This is a genomic window from Mobiluncus curtisii subsp. curtisii ATCC 35241 (genome assembly GCF_000146285.1).
GTDB lineage: Bacteria > Actinomycetota > Actinomycetes > Actinomycetales > Actinomycetaceae > Mobiluncus > Mobiluncus curtisii.
Map to the genome: position 1 here is coordinate 901,629 of NZ_GL385912.1, position 21,238 is coordinate 922,866.

The following is a 21,238-nucleotide window of genomic DNA, read 5'->3' on the forward strand; positions in this document are numbered from 1 at the left end:
TCAACTCCGGAAAAGGAACACTTATGGCACATCAGAGCGAAACCCCCTCGGGAATCTCCCGACGGTCATTTTTACAATGGTCCGGTGTGGCTGCGGGAACCGCCACCTTGTTGAGCGTGGAAGGCTCCCTTCCGGGCTCTTCGGAGGCAAACGCGGCTGCATCTGACGACACCAAGCTGGTGTGGTCGGCTTGTACCGTGAACTGTGGTTCGCGCTGCCCACTGCAGCTGCAGGTTAAGAACGGTCGGGTAGTACGAGTTCTGCCTGACGACACCGGCACGAACGAACTCGGCTCGCAATCCGTGCGTGCTTGCGTGCGCGGTCGCTCCATTCGGCACCGGATATACAATCCGGATCGGCTGAAGAAGCCCTTGAAGCGTAAACCCGGCACGAAACGTGGTGCTGGCGAATGGGTCGAAATCAGCTGGAAGCAAGCCTTGGACGAAATCGCCCAAAAGATGAAAGAAATCAAAGCGAAGTACGGCAACGAAGCCTTTTACATCAACTACGGCACCGGCACCCTCGGATCTATCGTGTCTACCTCGTGGCCCCCGGATGCGACCGCCTTTGCCCGCCTGATGAACTGCTGGGGTGGCTACCTGGATCACTATTCCGACTACTCCACCACCGAAATCACCACTGCCTACCCGTACTTTTATGGGTCTTGGTTCGGTTCTAACTCACTCGATGACGCGGCACGCTCGAAACTGCAGGTCATGTTTGGCAACAACCCGCTGGAAACCCGCATGAGCGGGGGCGGGCTGACCTTCACCACGCTGGAGACAAAAAAGGCCTCTGGAGTGCGCACCATCATTATCGACCCGCGCTATTCCGAGACTGCCGTTGACCTAGCAGACCAGTGGGTGGCATTGCGTCCGGGGACGGATGCGGCTCTCGTGGCAGGCATGATTCACGTCATGCTGGAGGAAAACCTGCACGACCAAGCCTTCCTGGACACCTATTGCATCGGCTTCGACGAAGCCCACATGCCTCCCGGCGCTCCTGCGAATGCGTCTTACCGCGCCTATATCGAAGGCAAAAAGGACGGCGTCGAAAAAACTCCCCAGTGGGCTTCTGCCATCACCGGAGTTCCGGAACAAACCATCCGCCAACTGGCTCGTGAAATTGCCACCGCAAAGCCCTGCGCAATCACCCAGGGGTGGGGTCCGCAACGCCACGCCAACGGCGAAAACGCCGCGCGCGCCATCTTCCTGCTGGCTTGCGCGACCGGCAACGTGGGCGTCCCCGGCGGCGGTAACGGAGCTCGAGAGTCCTCACCCGGACTGGGAGTCGGCAAGAATCTGACCAGCTCGAAACCAAACCCGTCGATGAAGATTATCTCGGTGTTCTCCTGGCTGGACGCGATTGAACACGGCGAAAAAATGGACACGTTCAACTCGGGGGTCATGGAAAAGCCCGAGCCGGGAGCGCGTGACTTTAAAGTCCCGGTAGATGACAACGGCACCCCGACCAACACGAAGCTGGATGTCCCCATTAAGATGGTGTGGCAATACGGCGGAAACTCGCTGGTCAACCAAACTGGGGAAAACGCCGCTTCGGTGAAAATCCTCCAAGACGAATCCAAGTGCGAACTCATCGTCGATTGCGATATTCAGATGACGGTGTCTTGCCGATACGCTGACTACGTCCTACCTGGCACTTCTGCCGCCGAGGAATGCGACTATCATGCCGGGGAAAACGGCGCACCGATGGCGTATGGGATTGTTTCCTCCCAAGCCATCAAGCCTCTGTATCAGTGCAAGGACGTTTACACGATTTGCACCGAGCTGGCTGACCGCCTGGGTGTAAAGGATGACTTCACTGAGGGCAAGACTCGCGAAGATTGGCTGAAAGAGGCCATTGACACCGCGCGGGAGGATGACCCCGAACTGCCCACCTACGAGGAATGGAAAAAGATGGGCGTCTACCGTCGCTACGAAGGACCGATTGTCTCGATGGAAGACTTCCGCACGGACCCGCTGGCTAACCCCCTGTCGACGCCCAGCGGAAAGATTGAAATCTATTCCCAGCGCATCGAACAGATGGCTACCAAGTGGACTTTTGACGCCTTCCGCGAAAAAGCTGAAGGCGACCGGCTGGTGCCTTTGCCCGAGTACGTCGAGACTTGGGACGGACCGGCAGCCGCCATGACCGGCAAGTATCCGCTGCAATGCATCGGTCACCACTTTAAGGGTCGGACCCACTCCACGTATGGAAACGTGGACTGGCTGCGCGAAGCCCACCTGCAAACCATCTGGATTAACCCGATTGACGCCAAGGCTCGCGGAATCAAGAACGGCGATTTGGTGTTTGCCTACAATGACCGCGGCACCGTGCGAATTGAAGCGAAAGTTACTCCCCGCATTGCCCCCGGAGTGGTTTCCCTACCGCAGGGAGCCTGGTATCACCCGGTCGATGCCTCCGAGGTAAAACCTCCAGCCGGCGCCAATCCGGATATTCCGGTGGACATCGGCGGAAACACCAACACTTTGTCCTCGCTGCACCCCTCGCCCTTGGCGCACGGCAACGCGGTACATACCATCACCGTGGAAATTGAGAAGGCTTAGGAGGACATATCATGGCTGAAAACTTCACCAAAGCTGGCGCCAAGTACGGGTTCTATTTCAATCAGACCCGCTGCAACGGCTGCAAGGCCTGCCAGATTGCCTGTATCGACAAGCATGACCTGCCGCTGGGCGTACACTGGCGCAAAGTCGCGGAATACTCCGGCGGGACCTGGAAAGTCCAAGGCAACACCTTCCAACCGAAAGTGTTTGCCTACTATGTCTCCATTTCTTGTAACCACTGTGAATACCCGGTCTGCATGGAGGTTTGCCCCACCACCGCGATGAGCCGCCGCGAGGATGGCACCGTGTATGTGGATGAGTCGAAATGCGTGGGCTGCCGCTACTGCCAGTGGGCTTGCCCCTACGGCGCGCCCCAGCTCAACCCGGAGACTGGTCACATGTCAAAGTGCGACCTGTGCTACGACTATCGCTCGGAGGGCAAAGACCCGGCGTGCGTCGCGGCCTGCCCCTCCCGGGCTCTGGAGTGGGGTCCCATCGACGAACTCCGTAAGAAACACGGCAACCTCAACGGTATCGCTCCCCTGCCCGACCCGTCCTTGACGGAACCGCACCTGGTCATCGAAGCGCACCGGGACGCGGAACCGTGGGACCAAGCCACCGGCGAAATCACCAACCCGAAGGAGATCTGAAAATGGAAGAACTCCCTATGATTCTGTTTACCGTCATCGCCCAGATGGCGATTGGGGCTTTTTGGGCTCTGGGCTTTGTCCAGCTGCTCGGAAGGCTCCGCAAACTGCCTGGTGAATCCATTGACCGGGTGACTGACACCTCCCTGTTCGCAGTCGGACCGCTGCTGGTTCTCGGGTTCTTTGCGGCATTTTTCCACCTGAATGACCCGTTCCATGCGCCATTTACGCTGTTGCACGTCGGCTCCTCCTGGCTCAGCCGCGAACTGTTGAGCGGGGTACTGTTCGGCGGTTTCGGCTTCGTCTTTGCGGCATGCCAGTGGAATAAGTGGTTGACCCGAACCCTCCGTGACGCGTTGGCAGTCCTCACTGCGCTGAGCGGTCTGGCTCTGCTGGCGGCAATGAGTGGGGTCTATTGCACCGTCAAAACTATTCCGGCGTGGCATACTCCCGCGATTCCCGTGTTCTTCTTTGCCTCGGCTCTGTTGACCGGTCCGCTCGCGGTAGCGCTGAGCCTGCTGCTGGTGTGGAAAAAGGCACTGTCTGCGACCGATACGGTGTCTGCTCCCGAGAGCTGGAAAGACTGGCGTCAGCATCTGGCAGTCGGTCAAATCAGCGATGATCTGAAGTCGCTGGTGCATTCCGCGATGCAAATCCTCACCATTGTGTCGGCTGCCAGCGGCATCATCATCATGATTACCTACCCTGCCTACCTGTTGGGTCTGCATCAGCAGGGTGGGGCGGCAGCTCACGTAGCTGACGTTATCTCGGGTGGTTTCCTGACCTGCCGTCTGATCCTGCTGGGTATCGCGGTCGTTGGCGCGGGTGTGTTTGCGTTCACCCAGATTCGTTTGCATTCACAGCCCACTACCACTCTGACGGTCCTGCTGTGCGGGTCGCTGCTGCTGGCATTCATCAGTGAACTGATGGGTCGAGCCGTCCACTACGAAGGCTTGTGGCATGTAGGCTTGAATACAGTGCAACACGTTATCGCACCCTAACCGGGGTCCTAGAGAAACCTCGGTGGCTCCCGGCGCATTACCGGGAGCCACGCTTTATTACAGAAGGAAGATACCCATGAGTCAGCTAATCGACGCGCCCTCTCTCGATACTTTTGCCGCGTCTTTTTTGGTCTTGGGCCGGCTGCACCTTGGCCACGCAACTCCGGAAACCCGCCGCGAGGTCTATACGAACCTGTCAGACTGGCCCTTTTGGAACGAACCTAACCCCCACCCGGAGCTGGCTAGCCTCCACGCAGACGCCCACGCTGCCCTCACTCGCGGCACCGACCTGCTGCAACGCTCTTGGGAAAGCCACGAAGAGGACTCCACGATTCGCATGGATCAGGATTTTCTTTATGGAGTTTCTGCCACCGCCCGAGTCTCACCCTTTGAGTCTGTCCACGTCGGCGAGGAACAGCTGGTGTTTGATACCGAGACGATTCAAGTCCGGTGGTACTACTCCCAGCTAGGTTTGCGGGCTCCCCAGCTGCATACCGAACCGGATGACCACCTCGGGTTGGAGTTCGCCTTTCTGTCTCAGGGCTGCCAACGGATGCTGTCGGCGCTAGATGCGGGGCGGATTGAGGATTACCACGGCGTGCGCGACATCGTGGTAGCTTTCATTCGCGAACATCCTTTGCGGTGGATTCCCGCGACTCTGCGCGAAGCCGAGGTCCAGGCGCAAACTGCCTGGATGCAGGGGGTCGAAGCCCTGAGCTACGCTGCCTTCGCGTCTTGGTGCGTGACCCTGTCGACCCGGGGTCTGCTTCCCGCCGCGGAGGTTACGTCTGGGTTCGCTGCCCCCTATCGAGGTATTACGGCAGGTCACAAGGGAGTTGCGACGGGTAAGTTTGGTGACCCCGGCGTGCCGGGGGTAACGCGCGACGCGGTGAGCACCGCGGCACGTCTCCGCCATGAACTGCCCGGTGATTCCGGAACTTCGAGCGAACCAGGCACTCCTGACAGCCCCGAAAACCGCTCTGATCGCACTGGGGAAACCCCATCCTTATGAAAGACTCCCTGCTCGAACTGCTGCGCTATTTGAGCGCGGGGGAAGTCCCCGAAACTCTGGTTCTGGCTTGCGATCACAGCCCCCTGCCGCGCATACCCCGCCGGGTGTGCGCGCTGCATTACGATGCCTGCTGGAGCGGGGCACCTTTGGGTTCCCTCGCGCAGATTCTGGCACTAGGGGTGAGTCAGATTGCCTTTGTGCCGTGCTCACGAGGTGAGGGCTTGGGGCGGCTATTACAGCTCGGTGACGTGGTTTTCCCCGGTCGCTTGCGCCGATGGGAGACACCCCACCAGGGCAGGTTCGCTGGAAAATGGGTTGAGGTTTCGCAGCTGGGGGTATCGCGCCGGTCGTTCCTAGGGCTATCCACCACCTGTGCCCTGGATCTTCACGCCAACTGGCAAGAACGCAGCGCGCAGGCTTTTGCCTTGTTGGGGGTATCTGAGCCGCCGTCGGACCTGCCACCAGCGTGGACACTGCAGGTTGGCAAGTGTAGCGTCTGCGGGGTGTGCGTCGCTGCTTGCCCACACCAGGCTTTATCTCTGACACCTGACCCCGAGGACGCGGATGTGCTCGCCCTCACGCAAGACTTGGCTCGCTGTGAAGCCGATGGCGCCTGCCTGAAGCTATGCCCGGAACACACCTTGACAGCGCAAGGTCACCCCACTTGGTCACAAATCCACACCGGAGCCACCCAAACCCTGACCGAAGTAAAAACGAAGATTTGTCCCTCGTGCCGTAGCCGTTTTCCCGCTACCGCTGGCGAGCTCTGTCCCCTCTGCGCATTCCGCCAGGACCACCCCTTCGGGTCACTCATGCCCCGTTAGGAAATCAGAACCTCCGGGAAATCTGGTTTAGAAAATTGCACCGTCAGTTGACGGCATTCACCAGCAGCATGTCACTATTTCCATTTGCACTCTATGGTTAGTACCGAAACAGGCATACCGATAAACTGCACATCAAATTTGAGACTGGGTTCAACCCTAGAGCTGGCATTATGGATCCTGAAACTGAGCTGCCAACCATTGTTTAAATACATTTCTACAGTGTTGGTACTACCCTGTTTAAACTTTAGGGTCACAAGCTCGGTAGGAAGTTCAACTATAGGTGCAGATATTGTGGCTACAGTAATCGCGCTAGGTCTGTTCAATGTACCATGGATATTGAACGTGCTGATGATGGTGAGATGGCTGCGGTCATGGCTGACGACTTTGTAATAGTCTCTCGTACCAATGAGGTACTCAACCATTTTTTGCGGCATGTCAGGGTTAGCAGTATAGGCTCGGTACAGCTCGTCGATAAATGCCTGAAGCAGAGGTACGTAAACCGTTGTGTCTTTGTCGCGAATTTCGGACCACTTAAGACCTTGAGCTTTTTTAGCCGCCAGACAGGTAAAGATCGGCTCGACGTCATCCCAATACCTCTGACTACAGGGAATGCCGAACCACTCGTTGCCAAAGTCTAATTTGTGGCTGAGACGGCTATGCTTAACCGCTTCATGATTGTGCTTTACACTGAGACCGATTTCCCACTCAATAGCGTCCCGTTTTATAACTATGTCTCTAACATCGCCCTGTATTCCAGCACGGTCAGGTTGAAACTCTAGCGTGAGCACATCTGGATTGTCCTCACTCAACATGGGTTCTAGCTGGAGGATTGCATCTACTGCGGAATCAGCGGAGAGCTGGAACACTTCGCGCATATCTCCGCCAATTTGATTCCAGGCACTTTGATTTGCATAGAAGCTAGAATTATGTGCAATTTGGGTATTCCTAGTGTGGTGAAGTGTCTTGAATAAGGAATTTATCCAGGCATACTCATAAGCGCGTCCGTGATCATTGCTGTTTGCACCCATGAGCTTTTTTACCTTTCGGCGCAATGCCTTTAACTTCGTGGCCTCTCCCGGTCAGGAAAAGCCTGATTGCGGTGGCAATCTCGAAAGCAAGATTAACGGGGACGGCATTCCCAATCATCTTGTAGGCATTATTTGTCTCTTTGTAGATAAATTTGAAATCGTCGGGGAACCCTTGTATTCGCGCCACTTCTCGTATTGTCATGCGGCGATAGAGATTCTCACTGCCTTCGACAAAGCGACAGTCATTTTGACCAAATTTGACCATTTTCGGGGCCTGCGGATGCAGTTGGCATTGGCGACCCGATGCCTGCACGGTAAACGCTTGCTCATCCCAATTTTTAACTCGGTTCCGACTCATAAAAATTGGCGAGAATGCCCCGGTAAAGTATTCATTGTTATTAACTGCCTGAGGATTGTGACGGTTTTTCTCTGCCGCGGGGACAGCCGTTTCTTGCAAATCCCATATCACATCGCGCAAGGTAATTTTTTTGGCATCATCCTCAGTGGACCCCTTGGGGAACACGAAATCGATGTTTAAATCTTTTCGGAATCCTATATAGAATACACGTTTTCGTTCTTCGGCAACCCCATAGTTTTTCGCATTGACCATCGTCAAAGTAACATCGTATCCGGCTTCTTCGAATAGCGTAATTATATTTTGTACAGCTTCACTATGCCGGTTTGCCAACATTCCGCTGACATTTTCTGCCAGAAAGAATTTCGGTCTGAATTCTCTCAAAATGCGAATGTAATCATAAAACAGCTGCCCGCGAGCATCTTCAATCCCTCGTAAAGCCCCAGCTTCAGACCAAGACTGGCAGGGCGGACCACCGATGATGCCATCAACTTCACCATCAACAAAGGGCGCTATATCCTCAATAGTAACCCCTCTGATGTCTCCCTCAATGAGATGCGTATGCGGATGATTGGCTTTGAAGGTTTCATAGATTGTGGGATCAAATTCATTAGCTACCGGTATGTTAAAGCCGGCCTGTTCAAATCCCAGGTCAAGCCCCCCACACCCGCTAAACAAGCTAATTACATTCATACCATTTGTCCTCATTTACCATAAGCGTTGCCAAGCTCACCTACGAATCATCCCACTATGCGCCGTTTACGACGTTACTTACAGGTTTAGCTATCCCCTGCCGGACAGCGCAAATCCTCAACTTCAATCTATCAAGCGTCCGGATGGGTGCCTAATCACGCACCTTCCTTCCATACTCATTAAATACCTTGTGGGGTCAAGGTTACCCTTGACCCCACAAGGAAGATATTAACTATTCCTTGGTCGCTAGGGACAGCGGAATAGAGGGACCCATCGTAGTGGAGATAGAGACCTTCGTAATGTAGCGACCCTTGATAGTCGAGGGACGCAGGCGCTGGACTTCTTCCAGGACCGCCCGGAAGTTCTCTGCCAGCTTGGCAGGCTCAAACGAGCATTTGCCGACAATGAACTGCAGGTTGGCGTGCTTGTCGACACGGAACTCGATACGACCACCCTTGATGTCCTTGACAGCCTTCGCCACATCCATGGTGACAGTACCGGTCTTGGGGTTCGGCATCAGACCACGCGGACCGAGCACCTTACCCAAACGACCGACCTTGCCCATCAAATCGGGCGTCGCCACGGCGACATCAAAGTCGGTGTAGCCCTTGGAGACCTTTTCAATGAGTTCGTCCCCACCGACCTCGTCGGCGCCCGCAGCCTCAGCGTCTGCAGCCTTATCACCTACGGCAAAAACCAGGACCCGAGCGGTTTTGCCGGTGCCGTGAGGCAGAGAAACGGTGCCGCGCACCATCTGATCAGCCTTGCGGGGATCAACGTTCAGACGCATCGCAACCTCAACGGTCGCGTCGAACTTCACGGGGGAAGTATCTTTTACCAGCTTGAATGCGTCATCAATGGGATAGAGAGTGTCGGGAAGAATCTTCTTCGCGGCCTCGTTGTATTTCTTGGCGTGTTTCATGTTCTGCTCCTTACGCAGTCGTGGTGTGGGCAAACACTAAGCCCCTCCACAGTTTTGACGATTAACCGACCGTGATGCCCATGGATCGAGCGGTGCCCGCGATAATCTTCTTTGCGGCCTCGATGTCATTAGCGTTGAGATCTTGCATTTTTTCCGAAGCAATCTTTTCTACCTGATCCCAGGTCAGATTGGCGACCTTGACGGTGTTCGGGGTGCCCGAACCCTTCGGAACGCCCGCAGCCTTACGAATCATCTCGGAGGCAGGCGAGCTCTTGAGCACGTAGTCGAAGCTGTGATCTTCGTAAACGGTGATTTCTACCGGAACCACGGAGCCGCGCATCGATTCAGTCTTGGCGTTGTAGTCCTTGCAGAATTCCATAATGTTTACGCCGTGTTGGCTCAGTGCCGGGCCAATCGGCGGTGCCGGGTTTGCCCCACCGGCTTGAATCTGGAGCTTGATAACTCCGATGACTTTTTTCTTAGCCATATTTTGGGTCCTTTTCAATAGGGGTGTCGACCAGAGGTTTCCACCCAAACTCTTTTAACTTCATGAAAATCGTGATGACACGGTTTCCACTCGGTCTGTGTCCTCTCCCACGGCGGTTTCCCCGCGGGACGCTACCCGTTTATAGGCAGCAAAAGGTGCGCGCCATCAAGACGCACAAGGAAATATTCTAACGCTCCCCCGGCTTTTGCACCAATTTAGCCAATTCCCAGATGCGCGGCAGAGGGACGGGGCAGGAAGACCATCAACACGTAAAGCCCCAGCAGCACCAGGAATCCAAAGTGCAGACCCACGGCTGCCAGCAGCACCCCCAGCAGCAGCGGTGTCACGATAGCACCAGTCCCGGAAAGGCAACTAATGACCGCCGCCGCATGTTGCTTTTGCACCCCCGGCAACCCGGAAAACTCAGTCGCGCTGATGGGATACAGACAGCTCACACCCAAGCCGGTGATAAACAAACCAACTACTGCCACCGCGATTGAAGGCACAAAAGCGACCGCGACTGTGCCACAAAATCCTAAGCCCACAAACACCCACCAGGCCCAATAGCGGCGAGCAAAGGCAGCCCCACCCAGACGCCCCACCGCCATACCGACGGCAAATGCGGTCGCCAAACCCGAAGCCAGCGCCAATTCAACCCCCAATTCTCGCAGGCGCGTCACCGCCCAAGCGTACATGGCGAACTCGACTCCTGCAGTAAGCCCGAGCCTCATGATTTGGGAAGTAACCAGCCATCTGGAGGGCTTCACGCTGCCCCTAGGAGGGACTCCGGAGTCGGCGGCAGCGCCAGAAGTGCCCGTCTGGTCGCGGTGTCCGTCCGCAGCAGGGGTGGTGGCCGGGTCGCCGTGCCCCTCACCAGTTGCGGACACCGAATCGATTGCCACACTCAACCCCTTTTGCAATACCTGACGGAACGGCACCGCCGGGAGCTTCCAGCCCCATACCAAAGTGGGCACTGCCATCACCAGGACGAACCACAGCGCCATGCGACCAAAACCGGGAAAGACGCGTTCTACCAGGGCAAAAAGCACCGTTGTCACGATTGACACCGACGAGGAAATCCCGACAGTCAATGACATGTATTTCGTCCCCTCGACACCCACGAAAGTGCCGGCGACCCCTGCCGAAACAGTGGTGCCTCCCAAACAAGCCAAAGTCACCCCCACCAGGCTGACCGTAATCGAGGGACTCCAAGCTACCAGACACGTCCCCAGCAGGACCAACAGCGGAGCCAGCCGCAGCGACCAAACCGGTCCATTGCGCATCACCCAGGGTGCCAGCAGCCCCGAAACCAACATGCCAAAACCATAGGCGGCACCGAGCCAGTTAAGCGCCTCCGGTTTCACGCCGAGATCTCGGGACAGGGTGGCAATCAGAGAACCGGCAGCCGTGACGTAAAAACCTGCCATCGACAGCCCCAGTGCCATCGGCGGGAACATGCGTTTTTGGTCGTGCCAGATTTCCGGCCCTACGTTTGCAGAGTTCTGTGGCTTCGCGTTCATGTCTCACCTTCATTTTTTCGCGGCGGTCGGGTGCGGCTGTCGAGGAAAGAAAACAAAGATTATGGCTACCACCAGGGCTATCACTATGCATCCCGTACACCCCGCGAAAGACAGCACATAGCCGTGGCTCCAGGCGTTTGCCACCGCTAGGTCCACTCCTGGCGTGGTGGTTTCCAATCCCGCGGTGGCGCTAAAGAACACCCCGGTGAGAATCGCCGTTCCGATAGCAGTAAATATGCGCTGTCCGGTTTGCTGAATACCCCCGGCAATACCGCCTCGAGATGGCGGGACTTCCAGCATCGCCTGCGTTTGGTTCGCCGATCCCATAGAACCCGACCCAAAGCCCAGGACTGCCAGCCCCACACTGATGAGCCACACGGAACCACCACGGGCGAACAGCACCGCCATTACCGCGGTCAGTACCACGCCCACCAGCATTATCACCAGCGACCAGGCTTGGATGCTCCGACCGTGTTTGATGGTGTAGCGTGCCACCACGATGGAAGTCAACCCGGATAGAAACGCGCCGGGCATCCCGCTGAGGCCGGCAATCAGGGCAGTCTCACCGAAACCGTTTTGCAAGAACATGGCGTTGATGGCATACACAGAGGGCATACCCAAAAATTGGATAGCACCAATTGCGCTGGCGAAACTGTAGGAGGGAATCTTAAACAGCCGCAAGCTCACCATCGGGTAGCGTCCTCGCGCCTCGTAGGCTCGTTCCCACCAGACCCAGCCGGCCAGCACCGCGAAAGCCGCGGGAATCAGGATGAAACGCCACAGAGAACCGGTCGTGACGAAAGGCAACATCATGCCGATGACTGCTGCCCCCAGCAAAATCATCCCCACTGGGTCAAGGTCGACGCGGGGACGTTTCGGGACTTTCTTGCCAGACTTGGTAGCGAGGGCGATGTCTGCTTCCAAAGCCTCGATGCGGGCGCGACGCGCGAAGATGCGTTCCCGCTTAAACGGCAGCCACAGAATCGCACAAGCCACCCCCAGCAGACCCAGCGGCAGGTTGATGGAAAAAGCTAACCGCCAGCCCTCTTCCCTGCCAAAAATTGCAATCAAGAGACCTGTCAGCATCGGTCCTAGCGCCACAGTGACGGAGACGACCAGCCCCATCAGAGCGTAAGCCAGCGCGCGAGCCTGACCCGAAAAATACTGTTGAATGATTCCCGCAGTCTGGGGGCTAAAGATACCTGCGGCAAATCCTTGCAAAATGCGCATCCACACCAGCATGGATCCGGAAGTTGAGATGGCGCACAGGAATGAGGACAGGGAAAATAGCGCCAGACCCATGACGAACAGGAGCGACCTGCCAAACAAATCGCCAATACGCCCCATCGGCACCATCGATAGTCCAATAGCCAGGGCATACCCGGAAATAACCCACTGCACCTCTTGTGCGCTGGCTCCAATAGAATCGGGCAACACCGCGAGGGCAACGTTCACGGTGGAGACTTGCAGCAGGGTCAGAGCCAGTCCCATCAGGACCACAACCAGTATCAGCGAAGTGCGATATTTCTTGGAAGAACCGGGGACAGTGATAATCCGCGGGTCGCCATTATCAGCCTGGTGGAGAACCTGCGGGCTTTCGTTTTCATCTAAAAGTTCGCCGTTTTCATCGGGGACTTCAGTATTTTTTGCCATGTGTCGCCTGAAATTTCTGTGCCGTAAAAATAACCCAGAATAAAGTGATGGTGGCGGGTAAGGGATTCGAACCCCTGAAGCATTGCGCAGCTGATTTACAGTCAGTCCCCTTTGGCCACTCGGGAAACCCGCCATACGCTGAAAGCGCCCAACTAGACTACCAGATACGCCGCTATTTTCGCAAACATCGCTAGAGCAGAGTTTTGTAGATTACGGAGGCGATTGCATGAACGACCGATTTCAACTTGAATTCCACAGTCACGCTCGTAGTGATGTTTATAAAACTGCTGGTGGGCGCATTTTTAAGCTGTCAAGAATCTGATCAGGCGCGGCGAAATCGGTCGTTCGTGCCGAGTAATGCGTATCTGCGACCGCTCGCGGAGCATTACAAAATGACCGGCTCGGGCACCAGGGTAACCCCGTAAATCCCCTGCACCGCGGCAATGATATAGCTGGACAGGGCCGTGATGTCCGCGGCCGTGGCGTTGCCGCGGTTCGTCAACGACAGGACATGCTTCGTCGAGACACCCGCGCCTGCGCCCGGCAGGGAAAAACCTTTCGAAATGCCGGAGTGTTCGATGAGCCAGGCGGCAGATAGTTTCATTCCCGCCTGCCCGCTACCCCCCGGCAGCGTCGTCTCCCAGCGGGGAGCGTCCTCTGGCAACCCCAAAGCTGCCACCTCCGCGGTCGGCAATATCGGATTGGTAAAGAACGACCCTACTGACCAGGTGTCGTGGTCAGCGGGATCCAAAACCATGCCCTTGGAACGCCGCAACTCCAGCACCGCTGCGCGTATCTGCGCCGCCGGCACGACCGTGCCCAGCGGCACTCCGAGCGCCCCCGCCAACTGAGCGTATCTGACCGGGGTGCCCCCGCCGCGCTGCAGGACAAAATCAGCTTCCAGCACAATCCAGCGTCCGGTGGCAGGGTTTGTGCCGGGACGCGCCGGAGCGAACTGCGGTGTCCCGGAATCAGCCTCGACCTGCAGGCGAGACTGTTTCAGCAGGGAATCCCGGTAGCCGAACCGGAGGTCTGCCGCACGTAAATACACCAGCTGGCGCTCCTGTCGGTCCCACGCGGTGACTCCCAGCAGACAGTCCGCGACCTCCCCACCGTATGCCCCGATATTTTGCACGGGCGCTGCCCCGACCACACCGGGGATTCCGCTCAGCGCCTCCAGCCCGGAAAACCCTTGCGTCACACAAAACTCCACCAGCCGGTCCCAAGCCAGCCCGCCAGACGCGCTGAGAAATACGCACGAGGGAGTGGCAGCGGCCAGCTCCTGAGCTTGCGCCACGACCGCGGCGGCGTGGGAGTCTCGGGACGCACCAGGGCGCTGCTGAGGTCTGTCCGATGAGTTTACTCCGCCCGGATGCGAGTCAGGACCAGGTTCTGCAGTATGCGCCGAATCAGTACCGCCCATCCGCAAATCGCGAAACTCTGCCAGGGTAAATACCTGCACGTCCTCGCGACCATCGCGAAGCACCAATCCGGGAAAATCCCCATCCACTGGCACCAGGTTCGACCCACCACCCAGAAAGAGCAGCGGTTCTCTTGCCGCATCTGCCTGCGTAACCGCCTGAATCAGTTCGTCACGCTGCCGGCTGTGCAAAAATCGGCGCGCGGCTCCACCCACGCGCAAAGTACACAAATCTGCCAATCGCACTTTACGTCTCCTTACGCCCAAACCCTACCACCTGGTTCGGACCGCCCCGCTTAGGGCAGCTCTTCGATTTCGGCTTCGTCCTCGACGAATTCTTCGTATGGTCTGGGGGCAGGTCGCGGCTTCGCAAAGGTCGGCGGGTACACAGCCCGCGGGTCGATAGTTTCCTCGGCGGTTTCCGCGTTTGCCGGGGCATAAGGTTGCGCCGGATGAGGTTGGTTTGGTCCGGCAGCGTTCACCATGCCGGGATTTTGAACGAATCGCGGGTCCGCGGGTGGAACCGGTTGACCAGGGTTAACCGGCGCGCCGGACCCTTGCGCGCCCAGCGATACCGGGTTTACCTGCGGGGTTGCAACTTGCGCACCAAGCTGTCCCGCGTTGACCAGCGGGTGCAGGGACGGCGCTACGGGAGCACCCACGGTGGAATATCCTTCCATCGTTCGCGCCACAAAGGGATAGCCCGGAACAGATTGATTTTCCGGCGTGGCGGGATTGGCAGGATTCACAAGGTCAGCCGGGAGGGCGGGATTCTCAGGTACCGCTGGTGCCTGCGGTGGGGATGGCGTGCCTGGCAGCGGAGCGTTCCCTCCCGGCATCGCGCCTGTCGTGGCAGCTCCCGGCAGTGGCGTGTTTGTCTGCATCGGTATCCCCGGCGTCCCCGATGCCGGCAGAGGTGTCGGCGCGCCTGGTTCTACCGGCACGTTCGGTACACTTAGCGCACCCGGCGCGTTCGGTACACCCGGCGCGGCAAAACCGGAATCCGGAGGGGCGACGGGATTGCCGGGAACTTCTCCGGGGACTCCATTGGTCCCGCCCGCGTCCAGGTAACCGTAGGGCTGCCCGCCGGGAATGGTCGGCGTGCCACCGGACCAACCCCAGGGGTATGCCCCGTAGGCCTCCGCGGCGCTGGGATCCATCTGCCAATATCCCCCGTTGTAACCGTAGGGGTCAAAACCGTATCCACCGTAGGGGTCAGCGTATCCGGGGTCCCCATATAAATCCGCGTAAGGGCTGGTCGTCCCATAGCTGTAGCTGTCTACATACGGCTGCGCATAAGGGTCCATCCCGAAGTCTCCGTAAGGGTTGCCGTACCCGCCGTAGGGGTTGGCATAACCGTAGGGGTCGTAGGCATAAGGATCGAATCCAAAAGTTTTGACCGCTAGTTCCTGCATCTCTTTTTGCTTTTCCCAAGCCTTTTCCTGACGCTCCATCGCGTCTTTTTCTTTGTAAAACTCGCCCCACTCCTGCAAAGTCTGTGAGTCCAAACCGACCGCGGTGTCGTTGACGGATTGTCCCAATAAGTTTGCCAAGCCCGAATCCAGATTTGCGGATTCTTCCTCGTGTTCTTCTGGTAAATCGACAGTTTCTCCAGGGTTACTGTTCGGGTCCCGCACGATGGCAGGGTCAACCGGAATCAAGCTGGAGGCTACGCCCTCGTTCAAGGCGACGCGGTGTTCCACCAGTTCGCGCACAGCTTGGCGAATCTCTGCCAGCCCTTGACGTTCCTCCGGACTCAACCCAACCCCCGCACGCGCCGCCACTTTTGCCATATATGAGAAGGCTTGGGCGACTTCCTCGGGGGCTGAACCGGAACCCGGCGCCGTCAGCAGGTCCTTTTGTGGATTGTCCAGCACGGTCAAGAAATAATTTTTCTTGGGCTGGGGGACCGACCCTTTAATGAGTTCGTCCTCGTTGTAGTCCAACATATTCCGGAAGTTTTCCAAGGTGAACAGTTTTGGGTCGCGTTTATCGCTGAGTATCTCGACTTTCAGTTCTTTCATCAGCCGCCGGGACGGATCCAGTTTGCGCATAAACCACCAGGTCGGGATGCAAGCGAGAGCTAGGGAGCTGAGAGATACCGCCCAGCTCAACAACAGAGAGACAGCCGAAATCGCAAACGGACCGCTTTCGTATTGCAGTTGCGCCAGGAACTGCAGGCACCGCGACACTCCTGCCCCCAAAATGAACGTGCAAAACTTTTGCACATTGTTCAAGTCCTCGCGGCGCAACGCCATGTCCACCGCCAGGGGCACCCCCGGAACGGGGTTGCGCCAAGAAATCCGGTACTGGATGTATATCGCCATGCTCAGGAAGATTGCGCCTTCTATCAGGTAGTATCCTGCCGAGGCCATGATTTCTTCCCCCGAAATCGAGGCGTTGGGCTTTTCGAATACGACTCCCCCGACTACCAGCATGATTTCCGTCGCTATCCAGATGAGGATATACACCATCCAGGCGCGAATCCGGAAGCGCGGACTGATGACCCAGTTGTGGTTCGGTATCCAATTTAGGGGTCGGGGAAACCACACGTGAATCATCAACAGGTACGGCACCAGGAAAGCCACCCCAATTACCAGCACCAGCATGGTATTCATGGAGTTAAACGCATTTTCGGAAAGCAACCCCGAGTTATACATACTAATCAGGACAGCCGGGCTGAACATCACGGCGATCAGGGCGAAAGATACGGCGACGCGGAAAGTCCAGCCCATTTGAATCAAAGCTCGCCGGTGGTGCATCGGCATGGCGCGGGGGACCTGGGGTCGGAGCGGAACCATGAGGATAAAAATCGCCAGCAGAACCGGCAGCGGTCCGTATTTCGTAAAGACCTGAAATGCCCACGCCACCCCATTAGAGGGGAAGGTTAGCCAATCATCGAACACTTTGACGCCTTACCGCTGGTAATCCTAGATGTTTCTCATAGAGCCGAGAGCTGCGGTTTTGTCCGCAAACGACTTCCTGCCATTTCCTGTGTAGCACTCCCCAAACCAGCTCGAGGCATCCAGCCAACTCGTCACCGTCTCGGAGAGCAAACATTATCAGATTTTACCCGTTTAATTCCCAGAATTTGAACCTTTGAGCCACGAATCAACCTGGGTCAACAGTTTTGCTTTGGTTGACGCGCTGGCCAGGGACGCCCGAATCGAACCCGCTGCCAACTCCGCCAGTTCCCGGTCGGTGAACCCGGACGCCTGGCGGGCAGATTCATACTGGTCCAGCAGCCGCGACCGGAACAGCAACGGGTCATCCGCCCCCAGCGCAATCGTGGCACCGGCTTGGAACAGGGTGCGCAGGGGAACTTCGGCGAGGGTGGAATACACCCCTAGGGATACGTTCGAGGTCGGGCACACTTCCAGGGCAATACCGTGGTCAACCAGCGATTTCAACAGGTCGGGTTGTTCCGCCGCCCTGACGCCGTGCCCCAGGCGGGCAGGATGCAGGTGTTGCACCACCTGGGCGATATGTTCCGGACCGCGCAGTTCCCCACCGTGGGGAAAGCTGGCGAGCCCTGCCCTGGCAGCGATACGAAACGCCGGCTCAAAGTCGGGGGTGGAACCGGCGCGTTCATCATTGGAGAGCCCGAATCCAATGACTTCCCCCGGCTGGTCGCCCGCATAGCGGGCAGCTAAACGCGCCAAAGTCCGGGCGTCCATCGGGTTGCGGGTGCGAGATGCCGCCACAATGACCCCGATTTCTACCCCGGTTGCGGCAGTGGAAATTTTCGCTTCGTCCAGGATGATTTCCAGGGCGGGGGTCAGTCCGCCCACCCAGGGGGCATAAGATGTGGGGTCGACTTGAATCTCTAAACGTCGCGAGCCTTCGGCGGCGTCGTCCTCGGCGGCTTCCCGCACGATGCGACGCATCACCGCTTCGGAGCGCACCAGGGCTCGTGCCAAGTCATAGGAGCGCTGAAAGCGGAACCAGCCCCGCTCGTCAGCCGGGACGTGTAGCGGGTCGCCTTCTCCCATGAAACGCGGCAGACGCTGTCGGCTTTCCCGAGCCAGTTCCAGCAGTGTCTGGGGACGCATCGCTCCGGTGAAGTGCAGGTGCAGATGCGCTTTGGGCAAAGCCCGCAAATCCCGTTTTGGTTCACTCACAGTCATTAATCTAGGGGTTTTTCGCGCCGGGGGAAACTTCGCCCCGAAGTCGACGAGGACTCGGGATTAATATCCCGCCATTTCTTCCAGACGCCGAATGCGCTGATCCATCGGGGGGTGGGTGGAGAACAAGTTGCGCATCCTAAACGGGTTAGCAATCATCATGGCAGACACGGTTTGGCGCTGTGGAGTGGGCGCTAACGGAGCGCGCGCCACTCCGGTCTCCAGCTTCTTTAGCGCCGAAGCCAGTGCCAGCGGGTCATTGGCGAGGCGCGCCCCGTCCTCGTCCGCGTCAAACTCGCGGGTCCGGGAGATGCTCAGCTGAATCAGGGAAGCCGCAATCGGGGCTCCCAAGGCGAGCAGTAAACTGGCAACCGCACCCCCGTTTTCTCGATCGCGCCCTGAGAAAAACAGGGCAAACTGGGCTATTGAGGTAATGACCCCTGCCAAACCCGCTGCCACCGAGGAAGTGAGAATATCCCGGTTGTACACGTGCATGAGCTCATGCCCCAGCACCGCCCGCAGTTCGCGGGGTTCCAAGATGTCCAAAATGCCCTGGGTGACGCAGACGGCGGCATGTTGGGGGTTACGCCCGGTCGCGAAAGCGTTGGGGGTTTGGGTCGGGGCTAGGTATAGCGCCGGCATGGGTTGGTCGGCTTGCTGGCACAAGCCCTGTACCATCGAGTACAGTTCGGGGGCTTGTTGGGGGGTGAGCGGCTGGGCGTTCATGGCACGCAACGCAATTTTGTCTGAATTCCAGTAACCCACTGCGGTTTGAATCAAAGCAATGGCTCCGAACACGATTATCCACATGCCGTTTCCGGTGCCGCGCGCCAGCAGAGCCCCGATTGCCAACAGTACCATCCACAGGATTCCCATCAGAGCTGCGGTCTTCAAGCCATTAAAATGTTTCTTCACGGTTTGATTGTAACGATAAGTGAGCTACTTCTCGCCGGAAAGTATCCGCCTACGGTACGAATTTTCGCGCTATTGGTTGTCTTTTGAATCCCGCGGGGAAACTTCCGCACCGGAGGTGGCACCGGGCGAGACAGCTGCGGGGGCAGGAGGTTGCGGCGAGGACGGTGGTTCAGACGGAGGGGGTGCTTGTTTCGTCACGCGCGGCAGCTGGTTGAGTCCGGGATTGGAAAAAACTTTCACCCTGTTCACCGGGAAGTAGCGCAGGATGGTGCGTCCGACGATTTGTTCTTCATCCACAAACCCGTGGTTGTTGTCGTCCTGATGGTAGCGAGAATCCCCGGAATTGTCTCGGTTGTCCCCCATCACCCAGTACTTGCCGGCGGGCACTGTCACGTCAAAAGGTACCGGCATCAGGTTCGCGCCCTTTTTCAGGTAAGGCTCTTCCACAACTTTGCCGTTAACCTCAATCTGGTTTTGGGCACTGCAGCAGGTCACGTGGTCTCCCCCGACCCCGATGACTCGTTTCACCAGGTATCCTCCGGGATATTCAGGTTTCAGCTGCAGCACGCGCAGTCCTTTATCAACAGCCTGTCCGAACGAGGTTGCAGCAAAACCGGTGGGGTTGTCGTTCTTGAACTCGTCGGGGAGCCAGTCGTGGCGGTCCTCGAATACTACGATGTCACCGCGTTCGACGGGCTGAAAGTTCTTCATTTTAGAGACAAAGATTCGATCCCCCTTCATCAGGGTGTTTTCCATCGACTCGGAGGGAATCACGAAAAACTGAAAAATGAACGCTTTTGCCAACGCCATTAAGATGACGGCGACAACAACTCCCACGACCAGGTCTAGCCACCACGGCGAGTCTTTAGCCCTGCCGCGGTGAGTGTGCGACCGTGTCGTATCGGGGGTCACCGTGGCGAGCTCGAGAGGGTCACCAGTCCCCTCGGTCCGCTGCGTCTTTTTTCTCACGCCCTCAATCCTACCGTTTGACTACCGAGGAATGCGTCTCAGGATTAGAATTTGGGCTAATCCGGGGTTTCTGCCAGCCCTCGGTTGAGAAATCTTTGCAGGAAGGCGATTGAGATGTTGTTTTTCAAACCTTACAGAGCGCCGGTTAAAGGGGCCGTGGTGTTGATTACCGGGGCGGGTTCCGGGATTGGTCGACTCATGGCGATAGAAGCTGCCCGACGTGGGGCGAGGGCAGTGATTGTGTGGGACATGAATGCCGAGGCCGGGGCGGAAACTGCCGGTTTGGCAGAAGCTGCCGCTACGGCTCCGCAGTTCCGTGCCGGGTCGTTTCACGTGGACGTCACGGATGCGACGGCGGTGCATGAAGCTGCCAATCAGACTTTGGATGAGTTCGCCAGGGTCGACATCCTCATCAATAATGCCGGTATCGTCACTGGGAAACCCCTGCTGGAGACAACTGACAGCGAGGTGCAGCGGTCTTTTGCCGTGAACACAATTGCGCACTATCGCACGGTTCGCGAGTTTTTGCCGGGCATGATTGCACGAGACCGGGGCTCGGTGGTGACTATTGCTTCGGCTGCCGGGTTGGTCGGGGTCCCGCGTCAGTGTGATTACAATGGTTCCAAGTTTGGGGCGGTGGGTTTCGCGCAGTCGATGCGTGAGGAGTTGCGCCACATGCGCAGTCACGTCCACACTTTGCTGTATTGCCCGTATTACATTTCGACCGGCATGTTTGACGGGGTTAAGACCAAGTTCCCCCTGGTGTTGCCCATTCTCACTCCGGAAAAAGTTGCTACGCAGGTTTTGGACGCGATTGACAGAGGGACCCAATTTAAGGTCCATCCTCCGATTGTGCGCCTGGTACAAATTTTGCAAGCATTCCCGGTACCTTTCATGGACGCCTTGGTGGAACTATTCGGCGTCGCCGACACAATGAATGAGTTCAGGGGGCGCGCCGGCGACGCTACGAAGTAGCGTCAAATCGGCGCGCCAGCAGCGCGTAGCCGTTAAGAAACGGCACCGATGTGCCGTTTTAGGCGAAGCACCACAAAACATAAAACAGCGACGCTACGAAGTAGCGTCAAATCGGCGCGCCAGCAG

The 21,238-nt window shown here is 57.4% G+C and carries 17 protein-coding genes and 1 tRNA gene; 6 read left to right on the top strand and 12 right to left on the bottom strand.

Annotated features, from left to right (window positions below):
* Window positions 1-23: 23 nt before the first annotated feature.
* From HMPREF0574_RS04015 to HMPREF0574_RS04035, 5 genes are all read left to right on the top strand, one after another.
* The gene (locus HMPREF0574_RS04015; protein ID WP_004007416.1) at window positions 24-2,567 is read left to right on the top strand and encodes a DMSO/selenate family reductase complex A subunit; all 2,544 of its coding nucleotides are present in this window, start codon (window positions 24-26) and stop codon (window positions 2,565-2,567) included.
* An 11-nt stretch (window positions 2,568-2,578) separates the two neighbouring features.
* Complete coding sequence (locus tag HMPREF0574_RS04020) at window positions 2,579-3,217, top strand: DMSO/selenate family reductase complex B subunit (RefSeq protein WP_004007417.1); 639 nt, start codon at window positions 2,579-2,581, stop codon at window positions 3,215-3,217.
* A 2-nt stretch (window positions 3,218-3,219) separates the two neighbouring features.
* Window positions 3,220-4,215 carry a dimethyl sulfoxide reductase anchor subunit family protein gene (locus HMPREF0574_RS04025; RefSeq protein ID WP_004007418.1) on the top strand — a complete coding sequence of 332 codons (996 nt, stop codon included), beginning with the start codon at window positions 3,220-3,222 and terminating at the stop codon, window positions 4,213-4,215.
* A 76-nt stretch (window positions 4,216-4,291) separates the two neighbouring features.
* Entirely contained in the window at window positions 4,292-5,227 is a 936-nt protein-coding gene (locus HMPREF0574_RS04030; RefSeq protein ID WP_004007419.1) for a TorD/DmsD family molecular chaperone, read from the top strand.
* On the top strand, window positions 5,224-6,051 hold the full coding sequence (locus HMPREF0574_RS04035) for a 4Fe-4S dicluster domain-containing protein (protein ID WP_004007420.1): 828 nt from the start codon (window positions 5,224-5,226) through the stop codon (window positions 6,049-6,051). The genes HMPREF0574_RS04030 and HMPREF0574_RS04035 overlap by 4 nt, the downstream gene beginning before the upstream one ends.
* Before the next feature lie 74 nt (window positions 6,052-6,125).
* Here HMPREF0574_RS04035 and HMPREF0574_RS04040 read toward each other — a convergent pair whose 3' ends face one another.
* The 12 genes from HMPREF0574_RS04040 to lepB all read right to left on the bottom strand — a co-directional run bounded on the left by HMPREF0574_RS04040 (window position 6,126) and on the right by lepB (window position 20,137).
* Window positions 6,126-7,079 (bottom strand): HaeIII family restriction endonuclease, encoded by a 954-nt coding sequence (locus HMPREF0574_RS04040; protein WP_004007421.1) that lies wholly within the window; start codon window positions 7,077-7,079, stop codon window positions 6,126-6,128.
* Entirely contained in the window at window positions 7,060-8,127 is a 1,068-nt protein-coding gene (locus HMPREF0574_RS04045; protein WP_004007422.1) for a DNA cytosine methyltransferase, read from the bottom strand. Before HMPREF0574_RS04045 ends, HMPREF0574_RS04040 begins: the two co-directional genes overlap by 20 nt.
* A 232-nt stretch (window positions 8,128-8,359) precedes the next feature.
* Window positions 8,360-9,049: a 50S ribosomal protein L1 gene (rplA, locus tag HMPREF0574_RS04050; protein WP_004007423.1), complete on the bottom strand. Its 690-nt coding sequence runs from the start codon at window positions 9,047-9,049 to the stop codon at window positions 8,360-8,362.
* Window positions 9,050-9,110: 61 nt separating this feature from the next.
* Complete coding sequence (rplK, locus tag HMPREF0574_RS04055) at window positions 9,111-9,536, bottom strand: 50S ribosomal protein L11 (RefSeq protein ID WP_004007424.1); 426 nt, start codon at window positions 9,534-9,536, stop codon at window positions 9,111-9,113.
* Between the two features lie 215 nt (window positions 9,537-9,751).
* Window positions 9,752-11,056, bottom strand: coding sequence for an MFS transporter (locus HMPREF0574_RS04060; protein WP_004007425.1), 1,305 nt, complete (start codon window positions 11,054-11,056; stop codon window positions 9,752-9,754).
* A 9-nt stretch (window positions 11,057-11,065) separates the two neighbouring features.
* Complete coding sequence (locus HMPREF0574_RS04065; protein WP_004007426.1) at window positions 11,066-12,709, bottom strand: MFS transporter; 1,644 nt, start codon at window positions 12,707-12,709, stop codon at window positions 11,066-11,068.
* A gap of 48 nt (window positions 12,710-12,757) precedes the next feature.
* Window positions 12,758-12,842 (bottom strand) — tRNA-Tyr (locus tag HMPREF0574_RS04070).
* Between the two features lie 252 nt (window positions 12,843-13,094).
* Window positions 13,095-14,375, bottom strand: coding sequence for a UDP-N-acetylmuramate dehydrogenase (locus tag HMPREF0574_RS04075; RefSeq protein ID WP_004007427.1), 1,281 nt, complete (start codon window positions 14,373-14,375; stop codon window positions 13,095-13,097).
* 50 nt (window positions 14,376-14,425) lie between these two features.
* Complete coding sequence (locus HMPREF0574_RS04080; protein WP_004007428.1) at window positions 14,426-17,035, bottom strand: hypothetical protein; 2,610 nt, start codon at window positions 17,033-17,035, stop codon at window positions 14,426-14,428.
* A gap of 171 nt (window positions 17,036-17,206) precedes the next feature.
* Entirely contained in the window at window positions 17,207-18,256 is a 1,050-nt protein-coding gene (locus tag HMPREF0574_RS04085) for an adenosine deaminase (protein WP_004007429.1), read from the bottom strand.
* Between the two features lie 60 nt (window positions 18,257-18,316).
* The gene (gene htpX, locus HMPREF0574_RS04090) at window positions 18,317-19,168 is read right to left on the bottom strand and encodes a zinc metalloprotease HtpX (RefSeq protein WP_004007430.1); all 852 of its coding nucleotides are present in this window, start codon (window positions 19,166-19,168) and stop codon (window positions 18,317-18,319) included.
* Between the two features lie 69 nt (window positions 19,169-19,237).
* Window positions 19,238-20,137 (bottom strand): signal peptidase I, encoded by a 900-nt coding sequence (lepB, locus tag HMPREF0574_RS04095; RefSeq protein ID WP_004007431.1) that lies wholly within the window; start codon window positions 20,135-20,137, stop codon window positions 19,238-19,240.
* 114 nt (window positions 20,138-20,251) lie between these two features.
* On the opposite strand from lepB, the gene HMPREF0574_RS04100 reads away from it, so the two are divergent.
* Window positions 20,252-21,112 (top strand): SDR family oxidoreductase, encoded by an 861-nt coding sequence (locus HMPREF0574_RS04100; RefSeq protein ID WP_004007432.1) that lies wholly within the window; start codon window positions 20,252-20,254, stop codon window positions 21,110-21,112.
* The last annotated feature ends 126 nt before the right edge of the window (window positions 21,113-21,238 follow it).

Excerpts from the sequence above, each read along its gene's own strand:
- HMPREF0574_RS04025 (WP_004007418.1), top strand. The coding sequence starts at position 3,220 with ATGGAAGAACTCCCTATGATTCTGTTTACCGTCATCGCCCAGATGGCG.
- HMPREF0574_RS04020 (WP_004007417.1), top strand. The coding sequence starts at position 2,579 with ATGGCTGAAAACTTCACCAAAGCTGGCGCCAAGTACGGGTTCTATTTC.
- HMPREF0574_RS04045 (WP_004007422.1), bottom strand. The coding sequence starts at position 8,127 with ATGAATGTAATTAGCTTGTTTAGCGGGTGTGGGGGGCTTGACCTGGGA.
- HMPREF0574_RS04035 (WP_004007420.1), top strand. The coding sequence starts at position 5,224 with ATGAAAGACTCCCTGCTCGAACTGCTGCGCTATTTGAGCGCGGGGGAA.
- HMPREF0574_RS04065 (WP_004007426.1), bottom strand. The coding sequence starts at position 12,709 with ATGGCAAAAAATACTGAAGTCCCCGATGAAAACGGCGAACTTTTAGAT.
- HMPREF0574_RS04100 (WP_004007432.1), top strand. The coding sequence starts at position 20,252 with ATGTTGTTTTTCAAACCTTACAGAGCGCCGGTTAAAGGGGCCGTGGTG.
- HMPREF0574_RS04030 (WP_004007419.1), top strand. The coding sequence starts at position 4,292 with ATGAGTCAGCTAATCGACGCGCCCTCTCTCGATACTTTTGCCGCGTCT.
- HMPREF0574_RS04085 (WP_004007429.1), bottom strand. The coding sequence starts at position 18,256 with ATGACTGTGAGTGAACCAAAACGGGATTTGCGGGCTTTGCCCAAAGCG.
- HMPREF0574_RS04040 (WP_004007421.1), bottom strand. The coding sequence starts at position 7,079 with ATGGGTGCAAACAGCAATGATCACGGACGCGCTTATGAGTATGCCTGG.
- rplA (WP_004007423.1), bottom strand. The coding sequence starts at position 9,049 with ATGAAACACGCCAAGAAATACAACGAGGCCGCGAAGAAGATTCTTCCC.
- rplK (WP_004007424.1), bottom strand. The coding sequence starts at position 9,536 with ATGGCTAAGAAAAAAGTCATCGGAGTTATCAAGCTCCAGATTCAAGCC.
- HMPREF0574_RS04015 (WP_004007416.1), top strand. The coding sequence starts at position 24 with ATGGCACATCAGAGCGAAACCCCCTCGGGAATCTCCCGACGGTCATTT.
- HMPREF0574_RS04060 (WP_004007425.1), bottom strand. The coding sequence starts at position 11,056 with ATGAACGCGAAGCCACAGAACTCTGCAAACGTAGGGCCGGAAATCTGG.